This window comes from Staphylococcus sp. HMSC14C01 (assembly GCF_001808085.1).
Taxonomy (GTDB): Bacteria; Bacillota; Bacilli; order Staphylococcales; family Staphylococcaceae; genus Staphylococcus; species Staphylococcus hominis.
The window spans coordinates 37398-62534 of record NZ_KV792049.1; the positions used below are offsets into that span (position 1 = coordinate 37398).

At 30.2% G+C, this 25137-nt stretch carries 25 protein-coding genes; 8 read left to right on the plus strand and 17 right to left on the minus strand.

What is annotated here, in order from left to right; all coding sequences use genetic code 11:
• Positions 1-227 precede the first annotated feature (227 nt).
• The 9 genes from HMPREF3131_RS09835 to fakB1 form a co-directional block, all read right to left on the minus strand.
• Entirely contained in the window at positions 228-455 is a 228-nt protein-coding gene (locus tag HMPREF3131_RS09835; RefSeq protein ID WP_002448072.1) for a CsbA family protein, read from the minus strand.
• A 5-nt stretch (positions 456-460) separates the two neighbouring features.
• Positions 461-1108 carry a YfbR-like 5'-deoxynucleotidase gene (locus tag HMPREF3131_RS09840; protein ID WP_017175923.1) on the minus strand — a complete coding sequence of 216 codons (648 nt, stop codon included), beginning with the start codon at positions 1106-1108 and terminating at the stop codon, positions 461-463.
• A gap of 208 nt (positions 1109-1316) precedes the next feature.
• A complete protein-coding gene (locus HMPREF3131_RS09845) occupies positions 1317-2207 on the minus strand; it encodes a CHAP domain-containing protein (protein ID WP_002448211.1) in 891 nt (296 codons plus the stop codon).
• Between the two features lie 220 nt (positions 2208-2427).
• A protein-coding gene (gene prfB, locus HMPREF3131_RS09850) for a peptide chain release factor 2 (RefSeq protein WP_100442621.1) occupies positions 2428-3541 on the minus strand; the annotation gives its coding sequence in 2 pieces (ribosomal slippage) (positions 2428-3468 and positions 3470-3541; 1113 coding nt in all).
• A 114-nt stretch (positions 3542-3655) separates the two neighbouring features.
• On the minus strand, positions 3656-6193 hold the full coding sequence (gene secA, locus HMPREF3131_RS09855; RefSeq protein WP_017175926.1) for a preprotein translocase subunit SecA: 2538 nt from the start codon (positions 6191-6193) through the stop codon (positions 3656-3658).
• 461 nt (positions 6194-6654) lie between these two features.
• Positions 6655-7230 carry a ribosome hibernation-promoting factor, HPF/YfiA family gene (gene hpf, locus HMPREF3131_RS09860; protein WP_017175927.1) on the minus strand — a complete coding sequence of 192 codons (576 nt, stop codon included), beginning with the start codon at positions 7228-7230 and terminating at the stop codon, positions 6655-6657.
• A gap of 61 nt (positions 7231-7291) precedes the next feature.
• Positions 7292-7969, minus strand: coding sequence for a ComF family protein (locus HMPREF3131_RS09865; RefSeq protein ID WP_017175928.1), 678 nt, complete (start codon positions 7967-7969; stop codon positions 7292-7294).
• Positions 7962-9044 (minus strand): DEAD/DEAH box helicase family protein, encoded by a 1083-nt coding sequence (locus HMPREF3131_RS09870; RefSeq protein ID WP_019834943.1) that lies wholly within the window; start codon positions 9042-9044, stop codon positions 7962-7964. Before HMPREF3131_RS09870 ends, HMPREF3131_RS09865 begins: the two co-directional genes overlap by 8 nt.
• A gap of 306 nt (positions 9045-9350) precedes the next feature.
• Complete coding sequence (gene fakB1 / locus HMPREF3131_RS09875; protein WP_048679876.1) at positions 9351-10217, minus strand: fatty acid kinase binding subunit FakB1; 867 nt, start codon at positions 10215-10217, stop codon at positions 9351-9353.
• 140 nt (positions 10218-10357) lie between these two features.
• Here fakB1 and HMPREF3131_RS09880 point away from each other — a divergent pair, with 140 nt between their 5' ends.
• Positions 10358-10999 carry a YigZ family protein gene (locus HMPREF3131_RS09880; protein ID WP_017175931.1) on the plus strand — a complete coding sequence of 214 codons (642 nt, stop codon included), beginning with the start codon at positions 10358-10360 and terminating at the stop codon, positions 10997-10999.
• Between the two features lie 64 nt (positions 11000-11063).
• Here HMPREF3131_RS09880 and HMPREF3131_RS09885 read toward each other — a convergent pair whose 3' ends face one another.
• Positions 11064-12137, minus strand: coding sequence for a glycosyltransferase family 4 protein (locus HMPREF3131_RS09885; RefSeq protein ID WP_017175932.1), 1074 nt, complete (start codon positions 12135-12137; stop codon positions 11064-11066).
• Between the two features lie 372 nt (positions 12138-12509).
• Here HMPREF3131_RS09885 and HMPREF3131_RS09890 point away from each other — a divergent pair, with 372 nt between their 5' ends.
• The 4 genes from HMPREF3131_RS09890 (at position 12510) to pepT (ending at position 16304) form a co-directional block, all read left to right on the plus strand.
• Positions 12510-13580 carry a GGDEF domain-containing protein GdpS gene (locus HMPREF3131_RS09890; protein ID WP_017175933.1) on the plus strand — a complete coding sequence of 357 codons (1071 nt, stop codon included), beginning with the start codon at positions 12510-12512 and terminating at the stop codon, positions 13578-13580.
• Positions 13581-13787: 207 nt separating this feature from the next.
• On the plus strand, positions 13788-14549 hold the full coding sequence (locus HMPREF3131_RS09895; protein WP_002448186.1) for a threonine/serine exporter family protein: 762 nt from the start codon (positions 13788-13790) through the stop codon (positions 14547-14549).
• Positions 14550-14565: 16 nt separating this feature from the next.
• Positions 14566-15060 carry a threonine/serine exporter family protein gene (locus tag HMPREF3131_RS09900; RefSeq protein ID WP_002448047.1) on the plus strand — a complete coding sequence of 165 codons (495 nt, stop codon included), beginning with the start codon at positions 14566-14568 and terminating at the stop codon, positions 15058-15060.
• Positions 15061-15074: 14 nt separating this feature from the next.
• Positions 15075-16304 (plus strand): peptidase T, encoded by a 1230-nt coding sequence (gene pepT / locus HMPREF3131_RS09905; protein ID WP_048681299.1) that lies wholly within the window; start codon positions 15075-15077, stop codon positions 16302-16304.
• A 45-nt stretch (positions 16305-16349) separates the two neighbouring features.
• On the opposite strand, the gene HMPREF3131_RS09910 is transcribed toward pepT, so the two are convergent.
• The 3 genes from HMPREF3131_RS09910 to HMPREF3131_RS09920 all read right to left on the minus strand — a co-directional run bounded on the left by HMPREF3131_RS09910 (position 16350) and on the right by HMPREF3131_RS09920 (position 18992).
• Positions 16350-17474, minus strand: a complete 1125-nt coding sequence (locus HMPREF3131_RS09910; RefSeq protein WP_048681296.1) for a glycerate kinase — start codon at positions 17472-17474, stop codon at positions 16350-16352.
• Positions 17475-17678: 204 nt separating this feature from the next.
• On the minus strand, positions 17679-17999 hold the full coding sequence (ytxJ, locus tag HMPREF3131_RS09915) for a bacillithiol system redox-active protein YtxJ (protein ID WP_002449093.1): 321 nt from the start codon (positions 17997-17999) through the stop codon (positions 17679-17681).
• A gap of 114 nt (positions 18000-18113) precedes the next feature.
• A complete protein-coding gene (locus HMPREF3131_RS09920; RefSeq protein ID WP_019834939.1) occupies positions 18114-18992 on the minus strand; it encodes an EMYY motif lipoprotein in 879 nt (292 codons plus the stop codon).
• Between the two features lie 107 nt (positions 18993-19099).
• Between HMPREF3131_RS09920 and HMPREF3131_RS09925 the strand changes: the two genes are divergently transcribed.
• The 3 genes from HMPREF3131_RS09925 (at position 19100) to HMPREF3131_RS09935 (ending at position 20977) form a co-directional block, all read left to right on the plus strand.
• Complete coding sequence (locus HMPREF3131_RS09925) at positions 19100-19615, plus strand: GrpB family protein (RefSeq protein ID WP_017175937.1); 516 nt, start codon at positions 19100-19102, stop codon at positions 19613-19615.
• Positions 19616-19708: 93 nt separating this feature from the next.
• Entirely contained in the window at positions 19709-20635 is a 927-nt protein-coding gene (murB, locus tag HMPREF3131_RS09930; protein WP_017175938.1) for a UDP-N-acetylmuramate dehydrogenase, read from the plus strand.
• 27 nt (positions 20636-20662) lie between these two features.
• Entirely contained in the window at positions 20663-20977 is a 315-nt protein-coding gene (locus tag HMPREF3131_RS09935) for a CHY zinc finger protein (protein ID WP_017175939.1), read from the plus strand.
• A gap of 242 nt (positions 20978-21219) precedes the next feature.
• On the opposite strand, the gene HMPREF3131_RS09940 is transcribed toward HMPREF3131_RS09935, so the two are convergent.
• The 4 genes from HMPREF3131_RS09940 to HMPREF3131_RS09955 all read right to left on the minus strand — a co-directional run bounded on the left by HMPREF3131_RS09940 (position 21220) and on the right by HMPREF3131_RS09955 (position 25045).
• Entirely contained in the window at positions 21220-22254 is a 1035-nt protein-coding gene (locus tag HMPREF3131_RS09940) for a ferrated catecholamine ABC transporter substrate-binding lipoprotein SstD (protein ID WP_048761397.1), read from the minus strand.
• 106 nt (positions 22255-22360) lie between these two features.
• Entirely contained in the window at positions 22361-23131 is a 771-nt protein-coding gene (locus HMPREF3131_RS09945) for an iron ABC transporter ATP-binding protein (RefSeq protein WP_017175941.1), read from the minus strand.
• Complete coding sequence (locus HMPREF3131_RS09950) at positions 23128-24087, minus strand: iron chelate uptake ABC transporter family permease subunit (protein ID WP_002449066.1); 960 nt, start codon at positions 24085-24087, stop codon at positions 23128-23130. Before HMPREF3131_RS09950 ends, HMPREF3131_RS09945 begins: the two co-directional genes overlap by 4 nt.
• Entirely contained in the window at positions 24077-25045 is a 969-nt protein-coding gene (locus HMPREF3131_RS09955; protein WP_017175943.1) for an ABC transporter permease, read from the minus strand. Before HMPREF3131_RS09955 ends, HMPREF3131_RS09950 begins: the two co-directional genes overlap by 11 nt.
• Positions 25046-25137 lie beyond the last annotated feature (92 nt).

Consider the following 25137-nt stretch of genomic DNA (forward strand, 5'->3'; position numbering starts at 1 on the left):
TTTCAGTAAAAATAAAATTATTTATACTTATCTTAACAAAAAAGCGAATAAAAAAACAAACGTTTGTTCGCTTACGTTTGCCATCACTTTTTATACATATATAAAAGATGAGACACAAATATAAATTCACTTCTATATTTATGCCTCATCTTAATATGTTGACGTATTTTTATTAGATATGTATTAATAATATAAAACAAATGGTATCGTACTGCAATTTTTTTAGCTTAGTCTTGATGTTTGTGAAATTCTAAATTATCAATAATCACATAACCAGCTAGGATAGATACTACATCTAAAAATATAATCCATTCATTATGAAAAAATCCTTTATACACTGAAGCGGCAATTAATATCAATGTTACAATAACGCCTACCCATTTACTTCTGGTAATGACACTAAATAAAATAACTAAGATACAAGGAAAGAAAGCAGCTAAAGTATACCATACCATTATATTCACTCATTTCTTCTTCGTCGTTCTAAGATTGACATTGTTGTTTCACGTAGTTCAGCACGAGGAATAAAGTTTTCTGTAAGCATTTCCGGTATAACGTGATCAATAAAATCTTGTACTGAACTTAAATGATCAAATTGCATTATTGTTTCTAGGCTATGTTCATAAATTTCAAAAAACAGATCTTCCGGATTACGTTTTTGAATTTCACCAAACGTTTCATATAATAAATCAATTTTATCAGCTACTGATAAAATTTGGCCTTCTAAAGAATCATCTTTTCCCTCTTGAAGTCTTTTACGATAAATATCTTGGTATGGCTTCGGAATTTCTTCATTAATGAACGTATCTACCATTTCTTCTTCGACTTGAGAAAATAACATTTTTAATTCTCTACTTGCATATTTAACTGGTGTCTTAATATCCCCTGTAAATACTTCTGCAAAATCATGGTTAAGGGCTTTTTCATACAAGCTTTTCCAATCAATTGAATTACCATGATATTCTTCAACTGTTGCTAAGTATTGAGCTATTTTAGTCACTTTAAATGAATGTGCTGCAACATTATGCTCAAAATATTTGAATTTTCCTGGTAATCTTATTAATTTTTCAAGATCAGATAAACGTTTAAAGTATTGATGAACCCCCATAATGCGGTTATACCTCCTTATATTATTAAATAGAAATTATACTTGTATTTATTATATCAATCAATCGTTTAGTAAAAAGTTTTAATTGTGATAATTTCATAACTTTTATTTCTTTTTTTAAACAATACATTGCATTATTAATAACTAAAAAAACATCAACAAAACACAAGCTTTGTTGATGCTTTAACATTATAAATCCTTTGAAAATTTAATGTATAAAATTATAACTAGACGAATTATAAATTGTTCTATTTGTAACATCATTGAAATGACCATTCCAATTCATCTCTGAAACATAAAACGAACCATCATTGTTCACACGTTCTACGATGCCCACATGACCATAATAACCCGCTGGTGTTTGGAAAACAGCACCCACTTCTGGACGATGATCGACCACTAAACCAGCATTTCTAGCTGAGCTTGCCCAATTATTTGCATTTCCCCAATAGCTCCCTACTGAACGTCCTAATTGTTGTCTACGATCAAATGCATAATATGTACAGTTACCAAAATAATAATGATTACCTTGGTTATTTAAAGCGCTATTATTATAATATACTGGTGCACTTACTGTTTCAGTATTGTAATTATTACTAGTAACATATGATGGAGACGCTACATATGACGCAGTTTCAGCGCTATTATAACTTAATGGTGCAGTTTCAGTTTCACTTGAATAAGGCGTAGCATATACACTACTATCACTTATCAATTGACTTTCTAATGTTGCTGAACCTTTGTCACTTACTGCGATTAAATCACCAGGATGAATTAACGGTTTTACTCCTGGATTAAATGCATATAATTCATCTAATGTTAAATGATGAGCATTCGCAATGTTGTTTAATGTATCACCCGATTTAACTTCAACAATATCTTTATCAGGTACAACTATTGAAATATCTTTTTCAACTTCCTCATTACCTATATGATTTAATTTTTTTATCTCATCTGCAGTTGTAGAAAATTGTTGTGCCAATGCTTCTACATTTGTTTTTTCTTTAACAATGTGTGTTTGTTGTGCATGTGCTAACGTATTTAAACCTGTAATTGCTGCAATTGAAGCAAATGTTACAGTCATTGATTTTTTTAACATGTTGTCATTCCTTTGCTGTAGTGTATGCTTGTTCATTAATACTTTAGCATAAACAACATTAAAAAAGAGGAATGTTAAAACCTTGTAATATAAAGGTTAAATAACACTCCTAAATTAGTTTAAATTGATTAAATTAGTAATATTACAAGTCACGAATTACATTTTAAAGTTAGATTTATTTAGATTTTAAAATTTTATTTTTTATTAATAAACAACTCAATCAATCATTTTGTGACATCGTTTGTCGTAAATAAGCTTCTATAAATGGCGCAATATCTCCATCCATTACTGCATCTACCTTAGCAGTTTCTTCATTTGTACGATGATCTTTTACCATAGAATATGGATGGAATACATACGAACGAATTTGACTACCCCATCCTATTTCTTTTTGTTCACCACGAATTTCTGCCATTTCACGTTCTTGCTCTTCTAACTTCAATTGATATAATTTAGATTTCAACATTTTCATTGCAGCTTCACGGTTCTTGATTTGAGAACGTTCATTTTGGTTGTTCACTACAATTCCAGTTGGATGGTGAGTAATACGGATTGCAGACTCTGTTTTATTGATATGTTGTCCACCTGCACCTGATGCTCTAAATGTATCTACTGTAATGTCATCAGGATTAATTTCTATTTCTATTTCATCATTATCAAATTCTGGTATAACATCACAAGAAGCAAATGACGTATGGCGTCTTCCAGATGAATCAAAAGGTGAAATTCTTACAAGTCGATGTACTCCTTTTTCTGCTTTTAAGTAACCGTAGGCATTATGACCTTTAATCAATAATGTGACGCTTTTTACTCCCGCTTCATCACCTGGTAAATAATCGATGGTTTCTACTTTAAAACCTTGTTGTTCACCATATCTTTGGTACATTCTTAATAACATGCTAGCCCAGTCTTGAGATTCGGTCCCTCCAGCACCAGGATGCAACTCTAAAATAGCATTATTTGCATCATGTGGGCCATCTAATAATAATTGTAATTCAAACTGATCGATTTGTTCTCTGAATGTTACAATATCTTGTTCTAAATCTTCTTTGATTTCATCATCATATTCCTCTTGAAGTAATTCCCATGTTGCATCCATATCTTCTAATTTATGGTTGAGTTCATAGTAACCATTAACTATCGATTTTAATGCATTATTTTTATCAATAACATCTTGAGCTTTATTTTGGTTATCCCAAAAGTCCGGTTCTGTCATCATTTCTTCATATTCTTGAATATTTGTTTCTTTATTTTCTAAGTCAAAGAGACCCCCTAATTTGTTCTAAATCATTATTATATTCATCAATATTACGTTTGATTTCTGATAATTCCACTATATATGTCTCCTTTATTTATAAATTCTTTAAATAAAATACGAGATCGTGACAAAAGCTTTTAAATGATAAGCAATATACGTCTCGATCTCGCCTAATTATAATTACTTGATATTAATCTTCTTTACCATGGCAATTTTTATATTTTTTACCACTACCACAAGGACAAGGATCATTACGTCCAATTTTTTCACCTTTTACAATAGGCTGTTTTTTTGCTTTTTCTTTGCCATCTTCAGCAGATACGTGTTGTGCCTTACCAAAATCTGTTGTTTTTTCACGTTCAACTTGTTCGTCTACTTGAATAACAGATTTTAATATATATTTAGACGTATCTTCTTCAATAGCTTGCATCATTAAGTCAAATAACTCGTGTCCTTCATTTTGGTAATCACGAAGTGGATTTTGTTGTGCATATGAACGTAAGTGTATACCTTGGCGTAACTGATCCATTGTATCAATATGGTCAGTCCAATGAGTATCAATAGAACGTAATAAAATCATACGTTCAAATTCAGGCATTTGATCTCCAATTTTTTCTTTTTGGATTTCATAACCTTTTTCAATTTTAGCCCATACCACTTCAAAAATATCTTCAGAATCTTTACCTTTAATTTCTTCTTCAGTTAATTCTCCTTCTTGAATAAACACATCATTAACATAATCTATAAATGGTCCATAATCAGGATTATCATCTTCATCGTTAATATAGTAGTTAATAGCTCTCTGTAAAGTAGTACGCATCATCGCCATAACAATTTCTGAACTATCTTCTGAATCTATAATGCTATTACGTTCATTATAAATAATTTCACGTTGTTTACGTAATACTTCATCATATTCGAGAATTCGTTTACGTGCATCAAAGTTATTTCCTTCAACACGTTTTTGAGCTGACTCAACTGCACGTGAAACCATTTTAGATTCTATTGGCGTTGAATCATCCATACCTAAACGATTCATCATTTTTTGAAGTCTTTCAGAACCAAAACGAACCATTAATTCATCTTGTAATGATAAGTAGAAACGACTATCCCCTTTATCTCCTTGACGACCTGAACGACCACGTAATTGATCATCAATACGACGAGATTCATGTCGTTCAGTACCTATTACGGCAAGGCCACCTATTTCTTCTACGCCTTCACCTAATTTAATGTCTGTTCCACGTCCAGCCATATTAGTAGCAATAGTAACTGCACCTTTTTGTCCTGCATTTGCTACAATTTCAGCTTCTCTTTCATGATTCTTCGCATTTAATACATCATGACGTATACCGCGTTTTTTCAATAAATTTGAAATGTATTCACTTGTTTCTACTGCAACAGTACCTAATAAAACTGGTTGTCCTTGTTTATGTTTTTCAACTACATCGTCTACAACTGCATCAAATTTTCCTTTTTGACTAATATAAATTAAATCAGACTTATCTTGACGTTGAACAGGTTTGTTCGTTGGAATTTGAGTTACTGTCATATTATAGATATTACGGAACTCTTCTTCTTCAGTTTTAGCAGTACCAGTCATTCCAGCTAATTTATTATACATACGGAAGTAGTTTTGGAAAGTAATTGAAGCCATTGTTTTAGATTCATTTTGAATTTTCACGCCTTCTTTAGCTTCAATAGCTTGATGCAATCCTTCAGAAAAACGACGTCCCGGCATTGTACGACCAGTGAATTGATCTACAATTAATACTTCTCCATCTACGACCATATAATCGACATCGCGTTGTAAAGTAACATGTGCTCTTAAAGCAGTATTAATATGACTAATAATATCTACATTTTGAACATCATATAAATTATCGATTTTAAACATTCGTTCTGCTTTATCTGCACCTTGTTCTGTTAAATGAACAGCTTTTGTTTTTTCATCATATTTATAATCTTCATCTGCTTTTAACATCTTAGCAAAAACATTCGCTTGAGTATAAAGAGACGTTGACTTTTCAGCTTCACCTGAAATAATTAACGGTGTTCTTGCTTCATCTATTAAAATAGAGTCAACCTCATCAATAATCGCAAAATGTAATGGTCTCATTACACGTTCTTCCGCATAATTCACCATATTATCTCTTAAGTAATCGAAGCCTAATTCATTATTTGTACTATAAGTAATGTCTTTTGCGTATGCTTCTCGTTTTTCTTCTGTAGATTTACTATTTAGATTTAAACCAACTGTTAAACCTAAAAACTCATATAATTCAGCCATTTCTTCACTTTGAACACTAGATAAGTATTCATTGACTGTAATAACATGAACACCTCGACCTGCTAAAGCATTTAAATACGTTGGCATTGTCGCAGTTAATGTTTTACCTTCACCAGTTCTCATTTCTGCAATATCACCTTTATGAATAGCAATACCACCCATAACCTGAACTTTATAAGGTGACATGTTAAATACACGTTTTGCACCTTCACGTACTAATGCAAATGCTTGCGGCAAAATTTTATCTAAATAGTCATTTTGTTTTTTTACATCTTCAATTGCTTGTGCTTCTTCTTGAAATTGTTTCGTTTTATTTCTGATTTCTTCGTCAGTTAAAATCGCTATTTTTTCCTCTAAAGCAAGTACTTCATCAGCTTTTTTACTTAAACGTTTCACTTCTTTCTTATTGCCGTCAACAATTTTTGATAAAAATCCCATTATGTTCGCTCCTTTAGCTAAAAAAACTGTTTGGCCTACAACAATTTATAATATCATTTATAAGTTCAAATTTATACTTAAATACTCATATAAATGATATGCTTAATTGTGTACAATAATTACTTTTATATTTATACTTTCTTTCTATTTTAAAAAACTTACTATCCCTTTAATTTTTAATTACCTCATTACATTAGCATAGCATGATTATACCGTCCATGAATAAGTGTAAAAGTAGCTAGTCGATAGTAGCTTCATACTTATTCTTCACATTGTACGATACATATAATATTTATTATTCTCTTCTAAATAATAAAAGTACCTGGGACATCAACTTGTCTCAGGTACCTTTAAACAAGGAAGTAGTCATTGACTGAATTGAACACGTGCTTATGTCATGTATTTTCAATTCTAGTCATAGCTCCTCATACTTAACTTTCGCAAAGAACGTCTACATTCAACTATTCAGTTGTTTCAATCAGACCATATTTACCATCTTTACGTCGATACACAATACTTGTACCATCTGTTTCACGATCTGTAAAAATGTAAAAATCATGCCCTAATAAATCCATTTGTAATACTGCTTCTTCAGAATCCATTGGTTTTAAACTAAACTGTTTAGAACGAATAATTTCTATTTCATTCTCATTTGATGATTCTGAAGTATCTTCCACATCCTCATTCACTACTGTTTGTTGCTCAGCAATAAATGGTTCTTGTTCTCCATTATCTCTATTCTTACGATTCACACGCGTTTTGTATTTACGAACTTGACGTTCTAATTTGCTTGTAACTAAATCAATTCCTGCGTATAAATCGTCGTGTCGTTCTTCAGCTCTCAATGTAACATTTTTCAAAGGAATTGTTACCTCGATTTTAGTAGCTGAATTTTGATACGTTTTAACTTTTACATGTGCAACTGCATTTGGCACATTATTAAAATAACGTTCAAGTTTACCAATTTTTTCCTCAATATAGTTGCGGATAGCATCTGTAATAGTGAGGTTATCTCCATGAATTTCAAATCTAATCATAGTTATCTCTCCTTTAACCTCTAATATTGGTAATTCTTACTATTATAATATCATGTTTAAGTCATCTTGAAAACGCAAACACTTTGAATTTTCTGACTTTTTTATTACATAATACACTTCCAGCATAATGAACTGTCAAACCTGTAGTATAGATATCATCAATCAGTAAAATATTTTTATTTGTAATATCTATATTTTCTTTAAGATAGAACGGATTGTCAGCTTTAAATCGTTCTTTTTTTCCAAGTCTTGATTGCTTAGGTCGTGAACGTGTGCCTAATAATTCTATATAGCTTATACCCATTTTGTCCAAAACAGTGGTTACTGGATTAAACGTTCGATGTTCATCTCTTTTATAAGGGGATGGAATAGGGACAATATAATCGTATGACGTTTTAGGCAATGTTAACTTTGAAGCTAAAACCTCAGCTAAATAATAATCTTTCATAAATTTATAATGATGAATCGTTTCTTTCATTATTCCATCATATTTATAATCACAATACAGTTGTGACATTAGCGTAAATTGCTGATTGAGACATTTACAGTCTAAACATTCATCACCTGTATTTATTTTATAATTAAGGCATCTTGTACATCTTTTTTCATCATTGATATCAAGCTTAATGGCTTGCCATTGTTTTTTGCATGTTTCACAAAATTGTTGTGGTGGTTTATAAAAATTAAATATAGATAACTCTTCGTGAATAGAAGTAGCACACTGAATACATTTATTCATCGATCCACCCTCTTTGAATCCCTAATTTATTCATTCTTGTAATATCTTTTTTAGCCATCAACATTGATATACTCACACCTTCATGAAGAAATAATACCATTCCTGTGGGAGCTTCTTGTTTACGTCCAACTCTTCCAGCAATTTGTACTAATGCAGCCTTTTCAAATGTATCTGCATTAATTACGATAACGTCTAATTGAGCCATAGTAAATCCACGTTCTAAAATTGTTGTTGTAAAAACAATTCGATGTTTTCCTTCACGAAGTGCTTTCACTTTTTCAAAACGTAAAGCATCTTCACTTGAAATACATATCAAATCTGAAAATATTTTTTTATAGTATTCGGATATCTTAATCATCTTTTCTATATTATTAAAAAATACTAACGTAAATCTTTTATGTTCAATCTGATTTAATAACATATACTTTAAAAAACTTTGAGTACGATTCATATTTAATTTAAAATATTTAAATTTTGGAACTGGTAATGGGTGTCTATGAAAGCGAGCAGGTAACTGTATAATGCGATGTTTTGGTATTTGACGCAGTAAATGTCTAGGTGGCGTTGCAGTCATATAAATCAATGTAGATAGCGGTTTAGCCGCTTGTTTAATAGCATTTTGTAGATGATGATCCATAGGCAGCGGAAATGCATCAACTTCATCGACAAAAATAACTTCAAAGTGATTTTTAAATCGATATAGTTGATGGATAGTACAAATTACAAAATGTCCGTTATATTGTTGTTTACTTGATTGATGCAATACGTCAATATCTTCTTTCAAAAAAACTTCTTTAATACGCTGGCTAATCTCTACTACTACATCTACTCTTGGAGAGATGATTGCTACATTAAATCCTCTTTTACGTGATAAGCTAATACCCTCATATATCATCTCTGTTTTTCCTGCACCAGTTACCGCATATAATAATAAGTCTTCACAGTTTTCTATAGCAGATAAGATTTTTTCAGATGCATAACATTGCTGTTCAGATAATTTAAAAGATAATGTATATAATCCCTCTGATTTAACATTTTTACTTTTAATGATTTTATATTCAGTAATATTATCCATTCTTCCTAGATGTATACATTGTCGACAATATATTACTTCTTTATTAAGAATAGAGGAAAAATATTGATAGAAATGAGCACTATCTTCATTACCACATTGAATACATCGATATCCTTTTGAACTCTTTACGATACCTAACGTTTTCTCACTGATTATTTCATCTTTTAATTCTATTTCTGAAGATACTAATCTTCCATAATATTTAATATTTCATCACTTCCTTATTAAAATAAAAAAAGTCTAATCGAAAAGGAGATGGGTACCTTAGCCCTCCATGTTCTCACTTTTAACGATTAGACCTTCATCTTATTCGATTACAATTTTTCTTGGGAAATATCCAACTCCGATTCCACCTGAACCTAAATGAGATGCAATGACTGGCCCATATTCACAATATTGAATATTAATGTTTGAATATTTCTCTTTTAATTTAGCACAAAAATCTTTACCCTCTTTTATTTTATCGCCATTAATCACAAACACTGTTACATCATTAATATTTTTCGCAATATCAAGTGCATGTTGTTCTATAGAATTATAAGCTCGCTTACGTGTACGTACTTTTTCTAAAGGATGAATTTTTCCATCTTCTTCAAACTTAAGCACTGGCTTCATTTGTAAAAGTGTTCCAATCCATGCTTGGGCACCAGTAATACGACCACTTTTTTGTAAGTTTTTTAAATCATCAACAAATAAGTATGCACCTGTATCTTTACGAATAGACGTTAATTCATCAATAATTTCGTTAGGGGTTGCTCCGTCTTCAATCAATTTTAATGTATAAATCACATAGCTGCCTTCAATCATAGAAGCTAATCTTGTATCAAATGTGTGGACTTGAATGCCATCTACCATTTCACCTGCTTGTGTTGCTGATTGATAACTACCACTAATCCCACTTGATAAATTAAAGACGATAACATCTGTATAACCTTTATCTCTTAATTCCTCATAGTTCTTTATCCATTCACCAATAGCTGGTTGACTTGTTGTAGGAATTGTTTTAGATGCGGCCATTTTTTTATAAAAAGATTCTTTTGAAAGATCTGGATGTTCAGTAAATGTTTCTCCATCATCAAATGTTACACTCAGTGGTGCAACTGGTATCTGATATTTTTCAATAATATGTTTTGGCAGATTCGCAGTAGAGTCTGTCATTACTGCAATTTTCATAATCGTCCTCCTCAATTATACTCAACAGTATTATAAATTATTTTAATAAAAAAGGAAATTCATAATCAATTATTTATCTAAAAGAAAACAAACGTGTATAATAAAATTCATATTAATCATATCGTGGAGGTATTTATCAATTGAGTGATCATGTTATTACTATAAAAAAAGAACATATTATTGAAAATACAATTAATAAATCTCGATTTATTGCTCATATCAAACCTGTTTTCTCAGAAGAAGAGGCTAAGATGTTTATAGAAGAAGTAAAACAAACTCATAAAGAAGCAACACATAATTGTTCTGCGTATACTGTTGGCAATCAAATGAATATACAAAAAGCCAACGATGATGGAGAACCAACAGGAACAGCAGGTATTCCTATGCTTGAAATATTAAAAAAACTGGATATTCACAATGCTTGTGTAGTAGTTACTCGGTATTTTGGTGGCATTAAACTTGGCGGTGGCGGATTAATTCGTGCATATAGTGGTGCAGTACGAGATGTGATTTACGATATCGGCCGTGTAGAATTAAGAAATGCTATTCCCACTACTGTTACCATTAATTATGACTTAACAGGTAAATTTGAGTATGAACTTGCTTCAACCTCTTTTTTTCTAAGAGACAAAGTTTACACTGATAAAGTGAGTTATAAGATTGATGTTGTAGAAACAGAATACGACTCATTTATCGAATTTTTAAACCGTAATACAGCAAGTCAATATGATTTAGAAAAAGATACACCTAAGCAATTACCTTTTGATATTGAAACAAATTAATTAAATTACAAAAGCCAGCAAACGCTTAAGATTGCTGGCTTTTGTAAATAAGTGAATAAAAGTATTATTTATGGTTTGTCTTATGGCGAGATGCATCGTCATTTTTTTTAGAAATTAAATTAAGAATAGGACGATAGCTATCATCTATTAAGCCAGTAAATTCAACGATGAGTTCAATTGTGATGACGATTAAGATAAACATTAGTAATACACCTAATGGTTGAGATAAATACAATATAATACTCGATAAACTAAACATAATCGCAATAGAGTATATCAGTAATACTGTTTGACGATGTGTATATCCTAATGCAAGAAGTTTATGATGTAAATGTGATTTATCTGCTTGCATAATGTGTTGACCATTTCTCACTCTTCTAATCATTGCAAATAAGGTATCAATAAATGGTACCGCTAAAATAACAATTGGGAAGAATAAAGAAATAAATGTGATGTTTTTAAAACCTAGTAAGGATAAAAAGCCAATAATAAATCCAATCATTAATGCTCCACTATCGCCTAAAAAGATTGAAGCAGGATGGAAATTAAAGAATAAGAAGCCAAGTAATGCGCCAATCAACAAACTGCAAATCATAATGATAAATACATTTCCTTGTAATATAGCTATGAAACCAATGGTAGTTAAACCAATAACTGACACACCTGATGCCAAACCATCTAAACCATCTATTAAATTTATTGCATTTGTTATTGCTACAATCCATATAATTGTAATCGGTATACTTAAAATACCAAAATGAATGGTTGGACCAATTGGAAAAGAAATAAAATCTATGGTAATCCCGTAAAAAACGACAACTGATGCTGCTATAATTTGTCCAATTAATTTTAAAATTGGCTTCAAATCATAAATATCATCAATGATGCCTACAAAATACATAATAATTAAACCAATTACCAAAGGTTTGACTGCTCTCTCTATGGGATGACCTAACCATAAACCAATAAGAAATGAAAGTAGTATGACAGTACCTCCCATGACTGATACTGGTTTTGTATGTACTTTTCTATAGTTAGGTCGATCTACTAAATTAAATTTAAAAGAAACCTTTATTATAATAGGTGTTATTATTAAACTGATTACCAATGTTACAACAATAAGTAATAAAGTATACATCAGTTCACCTTCAATATATTCCTGTTATTTTTTCATCTATACTATTTAAACAATTATTATTAATTTTTTAAATTAGACTATAGTAGTATATATACTTTTTTAATTTTATATATTATTAGTCTATTTATTTTCTTCGTAATAATCTATTCATTAAATAGACCACTTTTAATCATGTATCATAAACTAATTAAAATTAATTGTAAATTTTTTGTAAAGATACGTATTTTTTATATCATATCATTTTGTTATAAATTTGAACATGAAAGTCTATCTGAAATTCATAATATATATTTTATAACAAACAACTTAATGACAAATAGTAAGTTTTCACTTACAATTACTAATGGTTAATTTAAAGGAGTCGATCCCAATATGATTGAAGCAATTATTTACAATATTGCCGTTATGGTAGCTGGAATTTATTTATTCCATCGATTACAATATTCAGAAAATAAAATCATGATATTTTCTAAAGGTTATGTCACAATTTTAATGACTTTGGTGGCATTACTATTAACAGCTTACCCTATTCCTTTTCATCATCAATATCTTATTCGCCTAACTTTCGTTCCGTTACTATTCCTTGGTCGCTATACAAACGTCGGTTACACTTTTATTGCCTCACTTATCATAAGTCTAGTGGATATATTTTTATTCGGAAATTCATTTTTTTATGGCGTCGTTCTTATTATAATAGGTATTATTGTTAGTTTAATTGGGCCGTTTCTTAAAAAAAATGATATTATTGCTTTAATTATTTTAAATGCTATCAGTATTGTTATTATTTTTGTTTTATCTATCTTCACAACTTTATATGATTTAACTGAATTAATTATGCTTATACCTATTTCATTCGTACTAACGATTACTTCTGCTATTACCTTTGTTGATATCTGGCATTTCTTTTCGCTTGTTACACGGTACGAAAACGAGGATAAGTACGATTATTTAACAGGTTTAGGTAATGTAAAAGAATTTGATAGACATTTAAATAAGATTTCTCAAAAAGCCGAAATAGAACATACTAGTCTCGCACTTTTACTCGTTGACATTGACGGATTTAAAGATGTTAATGATACATATACTCATAAAGCAGGAGACGCTGTACTAAAACAAATGTCTCAATTGCTTAAAAATTATGTACCACATCAATTTAAAATCTTCCGTAATGGCGGTGAAGAATTTTCTATCGTTATCTTCGATTATTCTTTAGATCAAAGTGTGAAACTTGCTGAAAATATTAGGATGGCAGTCGAAAAATCTTCGTTCCATTTACCTAATAAGGAAGTTATAAAATTATCTGTATCTATTGGCGTTGGTTATTTATCTCAAGATGAATATAAATCTCAACGTAAAGTATTTAAAGACGCCGATGATATGGTCCATGTAGCTAAAAAAGAAGGTCGTAATCAAGTAATGTTTAATCCTATAATTAAATTATAGACGTTACGATTTAATTTGAGATGGAACGTGGAATTCGAAATGAATTCTGTTGCATCTCTTTTTTATACTCATTTAACATCTATATTATTTATTTGTTATTCTACTTTTAAAATGACTGATTTAGTAATAAAGTATTAATACAAGCGAAGAATATTATAGATATACAAGAAAATCATTATATATTTTAATTATTGTGGAGGTGCTTTTATGAATAATTCAATCACTATTATCGATGAAAATAAGGTGATTGATGTTGTGTTAATAGCTGGTCGTATTCTCTTAGAATCTGGAGCTGAAACTTACCGTGTTGAAGACACTATGAATCGAATTGCTCACAGTTATGGTTTAAATGATACATATAGCTTTGTCACATCGACCGCTATCATTTTCTCACTTAATGATCGAACAAATACAAGGCTTATAAGAATTAGAGATCGTACTACAGATTTAGAAAAAATTGCTCTTACAAATAGTCTTTCTAGAAAGATTGCTAAAAATGAGTTAACTATTGATGAAGCTAAATCAGAACTGATTCATCTAAGTAAAGCTTCATTACAATATTCTTTTTTATTGAATTTTTTTGCTGCGGCAATTGCATGTGGCTTTTTCTTACTCATGTTTGGCGGTGTTGTTTCTGATTGCTGGATTGCTATTTTAGCTGGCGGTGCTGCGTTCTTAACTTTTAGCTTTGTCCAGCGTTTCATTCAAATTAAATTCTTTTCTGAATTTGTAGCATCAGCAGTAGTCATTACAATTGCTGTTACATTTACTAAACTAGGCATTGCTACAAATCAAAATATTATAACAATTTCTAGTGTTATGCCCTTAGTACCTGGAATTTTAATTTGTAACGCTATTAGAGATTTAATGGCTGGCGAGCTACTTGCTGGAATGTCTCGTGGTGTAGAAGCTGCACTAACATCATTCGCTATTGGTGCAGGCGTAGCGATTGTTTTATTAATTCTTTAAGAAAGGCTGTTTATGTATGTTATTTTATTTATTTCATTTTGTTATAAGTTTTATTTCGACAGTACTTTTTTCTATTATATTTAACGCTCCTAAACGACTTTTACTTGCTTGTGGATTTGTCGGCGCCTTAGCTTGGACAATTTATCAATATACCGTAGATATGGATTTAGGAAAAGTTGGCGCTGCGTTTTTAGGTAGTTTAATTCTTGGTTTATTAAGTCATGTGATGAGTCGACGCTATAAAAGACCCGTTATTATCTTCATTGTGCCAGGTATAATCCCTCTTGTTCCTGGTGGTACAGCATATGAAGCAACACGATTTTTAGTATCTAATGACTATACTCATGCTGTGAATACATTTCTAGAGGTCACATTAATTTCTGGTTCAATTGCTTTTGGAATATTAGTAGCAGAAATTCTCTATTATATTTACACACGTATTAAGCAATTTTATGGTAAAATCAAAGGAAAAACGTACAGAAAATCTTACAATATGAACAATAGAGTCTAAGGGGATGTTTCGTCATGAAAGTACAGATTATAGATAGATTATCAAGATATGTGAAAATAGATACACAATCAAATCCCGAATCGAAATCGACGCCTTCTACTGAGAAACAATGGGATTTATTACATTTATTACAAAAAGAACTGCAAAACTTTGGATTAGAAATAGAATTGGATAATAATGGTTATCTTTTTGCTACTTTAGAAAGTAACATAGAAAAAGAAGTTCCTACGGTAGGTTTCTTAGCACATGTAGATACATCACCAGATTTTAATGCGACAAATGTTAATCCTCAGATTATAGAAGATTATGATGGTCAACCTATTAAATTAGGTCAAACAAATCGCGTATTAAGTCAAGATGTATTTCCAGAACTTAAAAAATTAGAAGGTCACACTCTAATGATTACAGATGGTACATCTTTACTAGGTGCCGATGATAAAGCAGGTGTTGTAGAAATTATGGAAGCAGTAAAATACTTGCAGACCCATCCAGAAATTAAACATGGTCGCATACGTATAGCTTTTACACCTGATGAAGAAATAGGTCGTGGTCCTCACAAATTTAATGTGAAACGCTTTAATGCCGATTTCGCCTATACTATGGATGGCAGTGAGTTTGGAGAATTACAATTCGAAAGTTTTAATGCAGCAGAAGCAACAATCACTACACATGGTGTAAACGTTCATCCTGGTTCTGCAAAAAACGTTATGGTTAATGCTATTGGATTAGCACATCAATTCCATAGTCTACTACCTGCTAATGAAGTACCAGAACGTACAGAAGGTTATGAAGGATTCTATCATTTAATGAAAATAGAAGGAACAGTTGAAAAAGCTTCTTTACAATATATTATAAGAGATCATGATAGAAAATCTTTTGAACTTAAAAAGAAAAAACTTTTAGAAATTCGTGATGATATTAATATTCATTATGAAGGTTATCCAGTAAAAGTAGATATCGAAGACCAATACTATAATATGGCTGAACAAATTAAGCCACATCCGTATATTATTGATATTCCTAAAAAAGTATTTGCAGATTTAGAGATAAAACCAAATACTGCGCCTATACGCGGTGGTACTGATGGTTCTCAGCTTTCATTTAAAGGTTTACCTACACCTAATATTTTTACAGGATGTGGAAACTTCCATGGCCCATTTGAATATGCTTCTATCGATGTAATGGAAAAAGCAGTACAAGTGATTATTGGTATTGCTCAAGAAGTAACACAATATGAAAAATAACAAATAAAAAAAGTTTAGTTCATTCTTTGAACTAAACTTTTTTATTTATTTTATTCCATTAGCTGTAGTTTTTAATAATCGTAAAGCTTGAACTGTATAATGTCTAATTTGAAGACCCATTTTAAAATCTGTATATGTTTTCGGCATTTCAATAAATGTGTTAAACATGGCTGTTACGCGATGATGATTAAATATATCAAACTTATCATTAGTCGCACAAATTGCAATAGATGGTTTGTGATATTTTTCTGTAAGTTCCGCAATAGTCAATGTGGTTGTTTCAAGCATATGATCTTCTTCTTTTAAACCCTCTCCAAAGATAATTAAATCTGCCTGAGATACTAACTCATCTAAATGTGTAATTTGATTTACTAGTTCATGACTCGTTAAAATTTCTGTGTTGTATAATGCTTTCAACACCGCAGCAATACCGCCACCGGCTCCTCCACGTTCAATAGATCCTAAAGCAATATGTAATTCATTTTTCATAATCTCATTTAAGTACCACATTAAATTATCAATTTCTACTGCTTTTTTGTGTGGAATTTGATGATTATAGCTTAACTTCATAATTTCACTATTTTTTCCATACAACTTACTAGAAAAATCTGTCATCACTTGCAGTCTGACATTTTCCAATGTGCTAGGCAGTCCAGAGATATCAATATGACGAATGAATTTAATCATTTGTGCGCCTTCTCGTGCGTCAAGTTCTCTATTTTCATCATCATAAAATTTAGCTCCTAAAGCTTGTAGCATCCCTACGCCACCATCAAAACTATCCATACCACCTAAAGATATAATAATATGATCTGTGTCCTTGTTTAATGCATCTAAAATAACTTCTCCTAGCCCAAAACTAGTACGTTGTTCAATTGCTTTATTACCTTTTGAAAATAAATTACTTTCAATAATTATAGTACCTTCTTCAGTTTGTCCATATATCGTTTCAATCTCATTCATATCAGCATCATGAACATTCACTTTATATTTTGTACCTGATTGCCAAAGAAATACTGAATTTAATAATTCATGACGTCCGTTAAATAAAGGTACCTGTACAATATCTGCCTGATCAATTTGACTTGCTATTGCTTCTTCCACATAACGATTCGCTTGATAACTCGAAATAATACCGTTAAATTCATCCATGGCCACTAAAATTTTCATTCTATTTTCACCTCATGCCACTTTCTATCTTTCTTAAATTCATACGTTATAACTTCACTTTCACATTATACATAGGTTCATCGCATATTTCATTTTTTATATTTTATAAACATAAAAGTCATTTAAAATGATAAAAAGGTAGATATAATAAAGAGCTGGTAACAAAAAATGTACCAGACTCTTAAATCGATATATTTATCTTTCTTATTCTTCAGCTTGTGCTAATGTAGATACATTAATATCACTATGACTAGCATTCCATACAGCTTTTCCATCTACAAAATAAAAAGCTTGTGGTGATTCATGTTTCACATTTGTCTTTTCAGCAATATAATCAGAAAGTTTTCTTTCTTCTTGAACCACTAGATAATATCCATCTATGTCTCTTTCATATAAAAACTTATTAAATTGATCAAATGCTGCAGCTGAAATTGGACATGTGTCACTATGTTTTAATACAAATACATCGTTATGTTCTTCTAATACTTGTTCAAACTGGTCAATCGAACTCAGCTTTATAGCCATTCTATTCACCTCTAAATTTTTTAACTTTGTCCCTTTTTTTAAATTAAACTTCTCAATGGCTACAATTATACACATTTCATCATATAATGTTAACCAAAAATTTAAATTTAGGTTTTATTCGTTTTGCTGTACTTTTTCTAATTCTGTATTAAAGTTGTAATTTCCCTTACTTAAATCTTTACCCGTTTTAGGTAGTTTCTCAACATTAATTTTTGAAAGTTGATCTTCAATCTTAATAGTTGTTTCACGTGTCTCATAATAATCAAGTAAATTATAGTACATTTCTATCGCATTTTTACGAGCATTGTTTAAATGTGAATCTGTAATATTAGTCTGATTTAAATCTTTAATCTGTTTTTGTATCAGTGGTTTTATATGCTCATTAATTGCTTTTGAAGTAGGATAATTATCCTTTTCTAAATATTTTTGAGCAGTTTTTCGTAAATTACGATTATTGTTTTCAATTTTAGATTTTAATAGATGTGCATTTTCTTGATTATTTGTTTTACGTATATCTTTTTCTACTAGTGCTCTATTTATTTCAAATGAATGTGTATAATTTAGAATTTTTTCATTTTCCACAACTGATTGATTATATAAATCTACAAATGATTTAATTTCATTTATAGATTGATGTTGATTACTCACATGATTTAAATAATCTTTCTTTAATTGACGAGTTTTATTTGTCTTAGCCGGAAGATGTTTAGCTTCTTTTTCATACTCTTTAAACTCAGGCACTAAACGGTGATTTATATTTTTCTGTAGTCGTTCAAATGACTTTTTATTTTTATCTGTTGTATCGGTTTTACTTATATCATTTAAACGGTTCAGCTCTAATTGATTCATCACTTTTTCCACGCTTTTTTGCTTGGTCTCTACTTTAGATAGGTGTTGTTTGAAGCGATTTAAATCTTCGTTATTATTCTGACCACAACCAGAAAGTATCAAACAGTATAGTGAACATAATGAAAGTATTATTAATTTTTTCATTTTTGCACTCCTAACACCCGTATTATACATAAAGTTATTTATATTGAAAATAAATTATGTTATAGTATTTCAGAATTTGTATAATAATTTAATTGAAGGAGTTACACATGTATGCATCTGTTCAATCATTTATAAATTGTTCCAACGGCAATGATTATCATCAGTTGTACGAAGACACTAAAGCTCTGTTATTTAACTTGTTAGATTCTCCAGTAAAATTTACACAACATATCGGAGGAACAAAACATTTTTCTTATCCCACAGAACCGATTTTAGATGTTTTAGTTGGAGTCAACAATCTCCATGATATTACATCTCTTGATGAAAAGAGATTGAATTATGTAGGCTTTTATCGATTACACCACCCTTATAAAAAGAAAGTGATGATGGCAAAATTTGATAATATGATCAATCTTAAGCAAATAATACGATTACATATTATTCAAATAGATACGCCCTTATTCACTCAATATTTAGCTATAGATCACGTACTGTCTACACAAAAACACGTAGCACAGATGTTTTCTAATCAGAAAAATAAATTTATCAATCTAAACTCAACAATCCGATACTACGAAAACCAAAAACAGAAATTTTTTGATAATTTGTATCATACACTTTAATGATATACAAATTGTTTTAAACTCTTTTAGCAAAACATATGTAAAGTTGCTATAATAAAGTTTAGATTATAGAAGAGAAGAAAGGATGTACTTATGTTAGAACAAGAAGACATCTTAAAAGATTTAAAATCTTTAGTACCTGACAATATTATTAAAGTTAATGAACCGTTAAAACGTTATACATACACGAAAACTGGTGGAAATGCAGATTTTTACCTTTCACCTACTGAAAATGAGCAAGTACAAACTATCGTACGTTATGCTCATGAACATCAATTACCTGTTACATATTTAGGGAATGGTTCAAATATTATTATTCGCGAAGGCGGTATCAGAGGTATTGTGATTAGTCTATTATCTCTTAATCATATTAATGTCTCAGATGATGCAATTATAGCAGGAAGCGGTGCAGCAATTATAGATGTATCAAGAGCGGCAAGAGATCACGTTCTTACCGGCTTAGAATTTGCTTGTGGCATTCCTGGTTCTGTTGGTGGTGCTGTTTATATGAATGCAGGCGCCTATGGAGGAGAAATTAAAGATTGCATCGATTATGCTTTATGTGTAAATGAACACGGCGATTTGATACAACTTACTAAAGAACAATTACATTTAGACTATAGAAACAGTGTCGTTCAAAAACAACATTTAGTAGTTCTTGAAGCAGCATTTACTTTAGAACCAGGTAACTTGAACGAGATTCAAGCTAAAATGGATGATCTTACAGAACGTCGTGAATCTAAACAACCACTTGAATATCCTTCATGCGGTAGTGTATTCCAACGTCCTCCAGGTCATTTTGCTGGAAAATTAATTCAAGATTCAAATCTTCAAGGCCATCGTATTGGTGGCGTGGAAGTCTCAACTAAACATGCCGGATTTATGGTAAATGTCGATAATGGTACAGCAACAGATTATGAGAATTTAATTCATCACGTACAAAAAGTCGTGAAAGAAAAATTTGATGTTGAATTACATCGTGAAGTTCGAATCATTGGCGAATATCCAGAGTCAGAGTAAATTCTCAATGTTAGGAGATGTTAAACAATGCTAAAAGTTTATGGTTCTCTCGTAGACAATGAAACACGTTGTATTCACTATCATACATTTCTTGACATTATAGCGATTAAATTTAAATGTTGTGAAAAGTATTATCCTTGTTATCAATGTCATAACGAACATGAATCTCATAACATTCAGCGTTGGTCAGCAGAGGAATTTCATAAAAAGGCGATACTTTGTGGAGTTTGTCAAAATGAACTCTCTATTCATGAATACATGATGACTGAAACATGTCCAAATTGCCAAGCACATTTTAATTCACGTTGTAAATTTCACTATCATTTATATTTTGAAATTTAATACTTAAATTAAATGATATATAGAATAACATATAAAGACAAAGTATTTTGGCAAGACTCTTGAGGGAACAGGACAAACTAAAGACTACAGACTAAAGTTGTCCCCTAACAAATCGAGCCAACCATACGAAGTATTGTAAATAAAGAAGCCAGTAAATGAATTTATAAAAAACTCATTTACTGGCTATTTTGCTAGGATGTATGTCCCACTCTTTTATTTATTCTAAACTTAATATCCTAGATTTATTTTTTAGTTTTATCAATTACTTTTTCTAATTCATCAATCTGTTTTACTGTTGTTGTTGTTGAGCCTGAAGCAAAATACCATAATTTAGGATCTAATTCATAAACATTGTTATTTTTAACTGCTGTTACATCTTTAATAACATCATTTTTTAATACTTGTTTAGCTGTCGATTTTCCACCCACAACTGACCCGCGATCCATTGCTAAAATGATATCTGGATCATGATTACTGATATATTCATTATTAATGTTTTGACCATGTGGACTTATTTTAACGTGTTTATCTGCTGGTTTAAAGCCTAGTGTATTAAATACCAAATCACCAAATCTTCCGCCTGGTCCGAATGTAGAAAGTTCTCCTTCATTAACTAAAAGATACATTACAGATTTATCGAAATTCTTAGTTTGTTTTTTCATATCTGAAATTTTTTGATCTAATTTTGTATTCATATCTTTTGCTTTATCTTCTTTGTTATAAATTTTACCTAGATTTTCTGTGTTCTTTTTCATATCTTTAATATAATGATCTTCACTTGCGCCTACATAGACAACTTTAGCTTTAGGCGCTGCTTTTTTAAACTCATCTAGATTTTTCTGAGTGGCTGCTCTACTTGAAATATAAATAACATCCGGTTTAGCTTCAGCTATTTTATCGAAATTTATTTCTTTTAAATTACCAGTATTAATATATTTATCCTTTTTAAATTCACTTAGAAAACTTGGTAAAGATTCATTATTTTCGCCTTTTGGTAAGCCTTTCACTTTATCAGCTACACCCATTTCTTTCAAAACATCTAATGCTCCATAATCTAGAACAACCGCGTTCTTAGGATTTTTAGGCACTTTCACAGTGTTACTAATTTTTTTATCCTCATTACTACTTTCGTCATTTCCACTTGCTGAAAAGCTATTTTTAATTGAAACTGTATCTTTTGAATCATTTTCATTATTTGATTTATTACCAGAATTATTACTACACGCTGATAATACTAAAGCTAAAGTTAAGACTAAAAATAAGACTGTTTTCTTCATATGTATTTCTCCTTTTATAAGTTAAATTTGGCACTCAATTTTTCAACTATTTTCTTTTATATTTTCTAAGCATCACCCCTTTAAATATAAAAATATTTATCTCATTTTAAAAGATAACCTCATCATAGTATAAACAAATACGTTGGCCTCTAATTTCTTCTACATGAACATCCATTTCATACAAATCTCTTAACACATTTGTTTCAATTATACTATCTTTTGGGCCAGATTTAACAATTTCACCTTTCTTTAGTGCAACAATGTAATCTGAATAACAAGATGCAAAATTAATATCGTGGAGTACAATAACAATCGTTTTATTTAAATCGCGACACAATGTTCGAAGTATCTGCATAATTTGAACTGAATGTTTCATATCTAAATTATTTAACGGTTCATCTAACAAAATGTATTCTGTATCTTGAGCAATTGTCATAGCAATATACGCACGTTGTCTTTGTCCTCCAGATAGTGTTTTTATATTTCTATCTTTGATTTCCCTTAGATGTAGTAAATCAATGGCATATGCAACTTTCTCATGATCTTCTTTTTTCATTCGACCTTTTGAATAAGGAAAACGCCCAAAATTTACAAGCTGTTCTACAGTGATATTCATATCAGTATGATTTGTTTGTTTTAAAATACTTAACTTTTTTGCTAATTCATCACTTTTATAATCATCAATTAATTTATTTTCAATATTAATTGTACCGTTCTGATATTCAAATAATCGACTTACTGCTGATAGAAGTGTACTTTTTCCTGCTCCATTTGGACCTATCAAAGAGGTTAACTTACCCTTTTGTATATCAACATTTATATCTTTCAAAATAGATTTACTCTGAATTTTTTTATCTAAATTTCTAATCTGAATCAATCTTCATTCCTCCTTTTAATAAGTAAGTATATGAAGTAAATACCTCCAACTAAATCTATAATAAGACTAAATTCAGTGGTAGCTTTAAACATATTTTCTATAATCCACTGAGCTATAAATAAACTAATCCAACTTATAAGAATCGTTGCGGGTAAAATATATTTATGTTCATATGTTTTCATGAATTCATGCGCTAAATTGACTGTTAATAATCCTAAAAATGTAACAGGACCTACTAAAGCAGTAGATATTGATACTAATAAAGCCACTAAAATTAATAAAAGTTTTGTCATTTTTTCATATGATACACCTAAGTTAATAGACTGATCTTTCCCTAGTAATAACACATCTAAATAAGGTCTTAATATAAAAGCAATTACAATTAAAATAATTAAAAGTATACTTGAAATAAGAACAAGTTTAGAATTAGAAGCGTCAAAACTTGCAAACATCGCACTTTGAACGGTTAAAAAGTCATCTGGATTCATAATAAGTTGAATAAATCCAGTGATACTACGGAAAAATGTTCCTAATACTACCCCAACAAGTAAAATAAAATAAACCGAAAAATGTCCTAATTTAAACATGCCTTGAAATAATACTAAAGAAAAAAGAACCATCACTACGAGAGTTAGAAGAAAATTCAAATAAGTATTTGTCACTACACTGGCTTGTGTACCTAATAAGAACACAGGCAAGACTTTAATAAATAAATAAACTGAGTCTAATCCCATAATTGAAGGAGTAAGTAATCTATTCGCAGTGATAGATTGGAAAATAACAACTGCCGTACTAATAGATCCACCAACAAGTAAAATTAAAACTAATTTTCTTATTCGACTTTCAAACTGATATTGAAAAATTTCAAAATCCAAACCTACTAGTAAGTAGAAAGCAGCCATGCAAATCGTAAAAAGAAAGAGAATTAATATTTTTTTATTAGCACTAATTTGCATAATTATTTCTACCTTTCATCAATAAAACTAAGAAAATAATCGTTCCAAATACTCCTATTGTTAAACCAATATTTATTTCATAAGGGTAAACAATTAATCTACCAATAATATCGGAAAACAATACAAATATAGAACCTAGCATTAATGTATGAGGTAATGCATTTTTCAAGTGGTCGCCTCTATACATTGAAATAATATTAGGAACAATTAAACCTAAAAATGGTAATGTTCCAACTGTCACGACAACTAATGCTGTCAATGTTGCAGTGATTAAAAGCGCAATATTTATAATTTGTTCATATTTAACACCTAAATTATGACTAAAATCTTTGCCCATTCCAGCAATCGTAAAGTGATTGGCAAATATATAAGCGATAATTAATAAAGGAATAGCTAAATATAAAATTTCATAACGGCCGCTTGTAATAACAGCAAAATTCCCATTCAACCAATTATTAATACTTTGTAGTGCATTCGTTCTTAATGCTATAAAAGTGGTAAAACTTGAAACAATGCCACCAATCATAATACCTAAGAGCGGGACAAAAATAACTTCTTTCACTTTTATAAAATTGATTAGTTTAACGAATAAAAATGTTCCTCCTAGGCTTAATGCAACTGCAAAAGTCAATTTGATCAATATATGACCTTTTGGGAAAAATATGAGTGAAAGTAATATTCCTAATTTTGCCCATTCCATTGTTCCAGCTGTAGTAGGACTTACAAATTTATTTTGCATCATCTGTTGCATAACTAGTCCTGCTAAAGCAAGAGAACTTCCAGATAAAAGAATACTTATAGTTCTAGGAATACGACTAGAAAATAAAATATTTTTCTGATTATCTGACAAATGAAAAAGATCAGTTATTGATAATTGACTTACGCCAATAAATAAAGAAAGTATACTTAATATCACTAAAATGATTAATAATGTATAACCTTTGAATAGAAACCTCATTCGTAATGCTCCTTAGTATATATACCATTTCCATTGAAAATGATTATCATTTAACTATATATTAAATTGTCATAATAAATTTTTCAATAGTA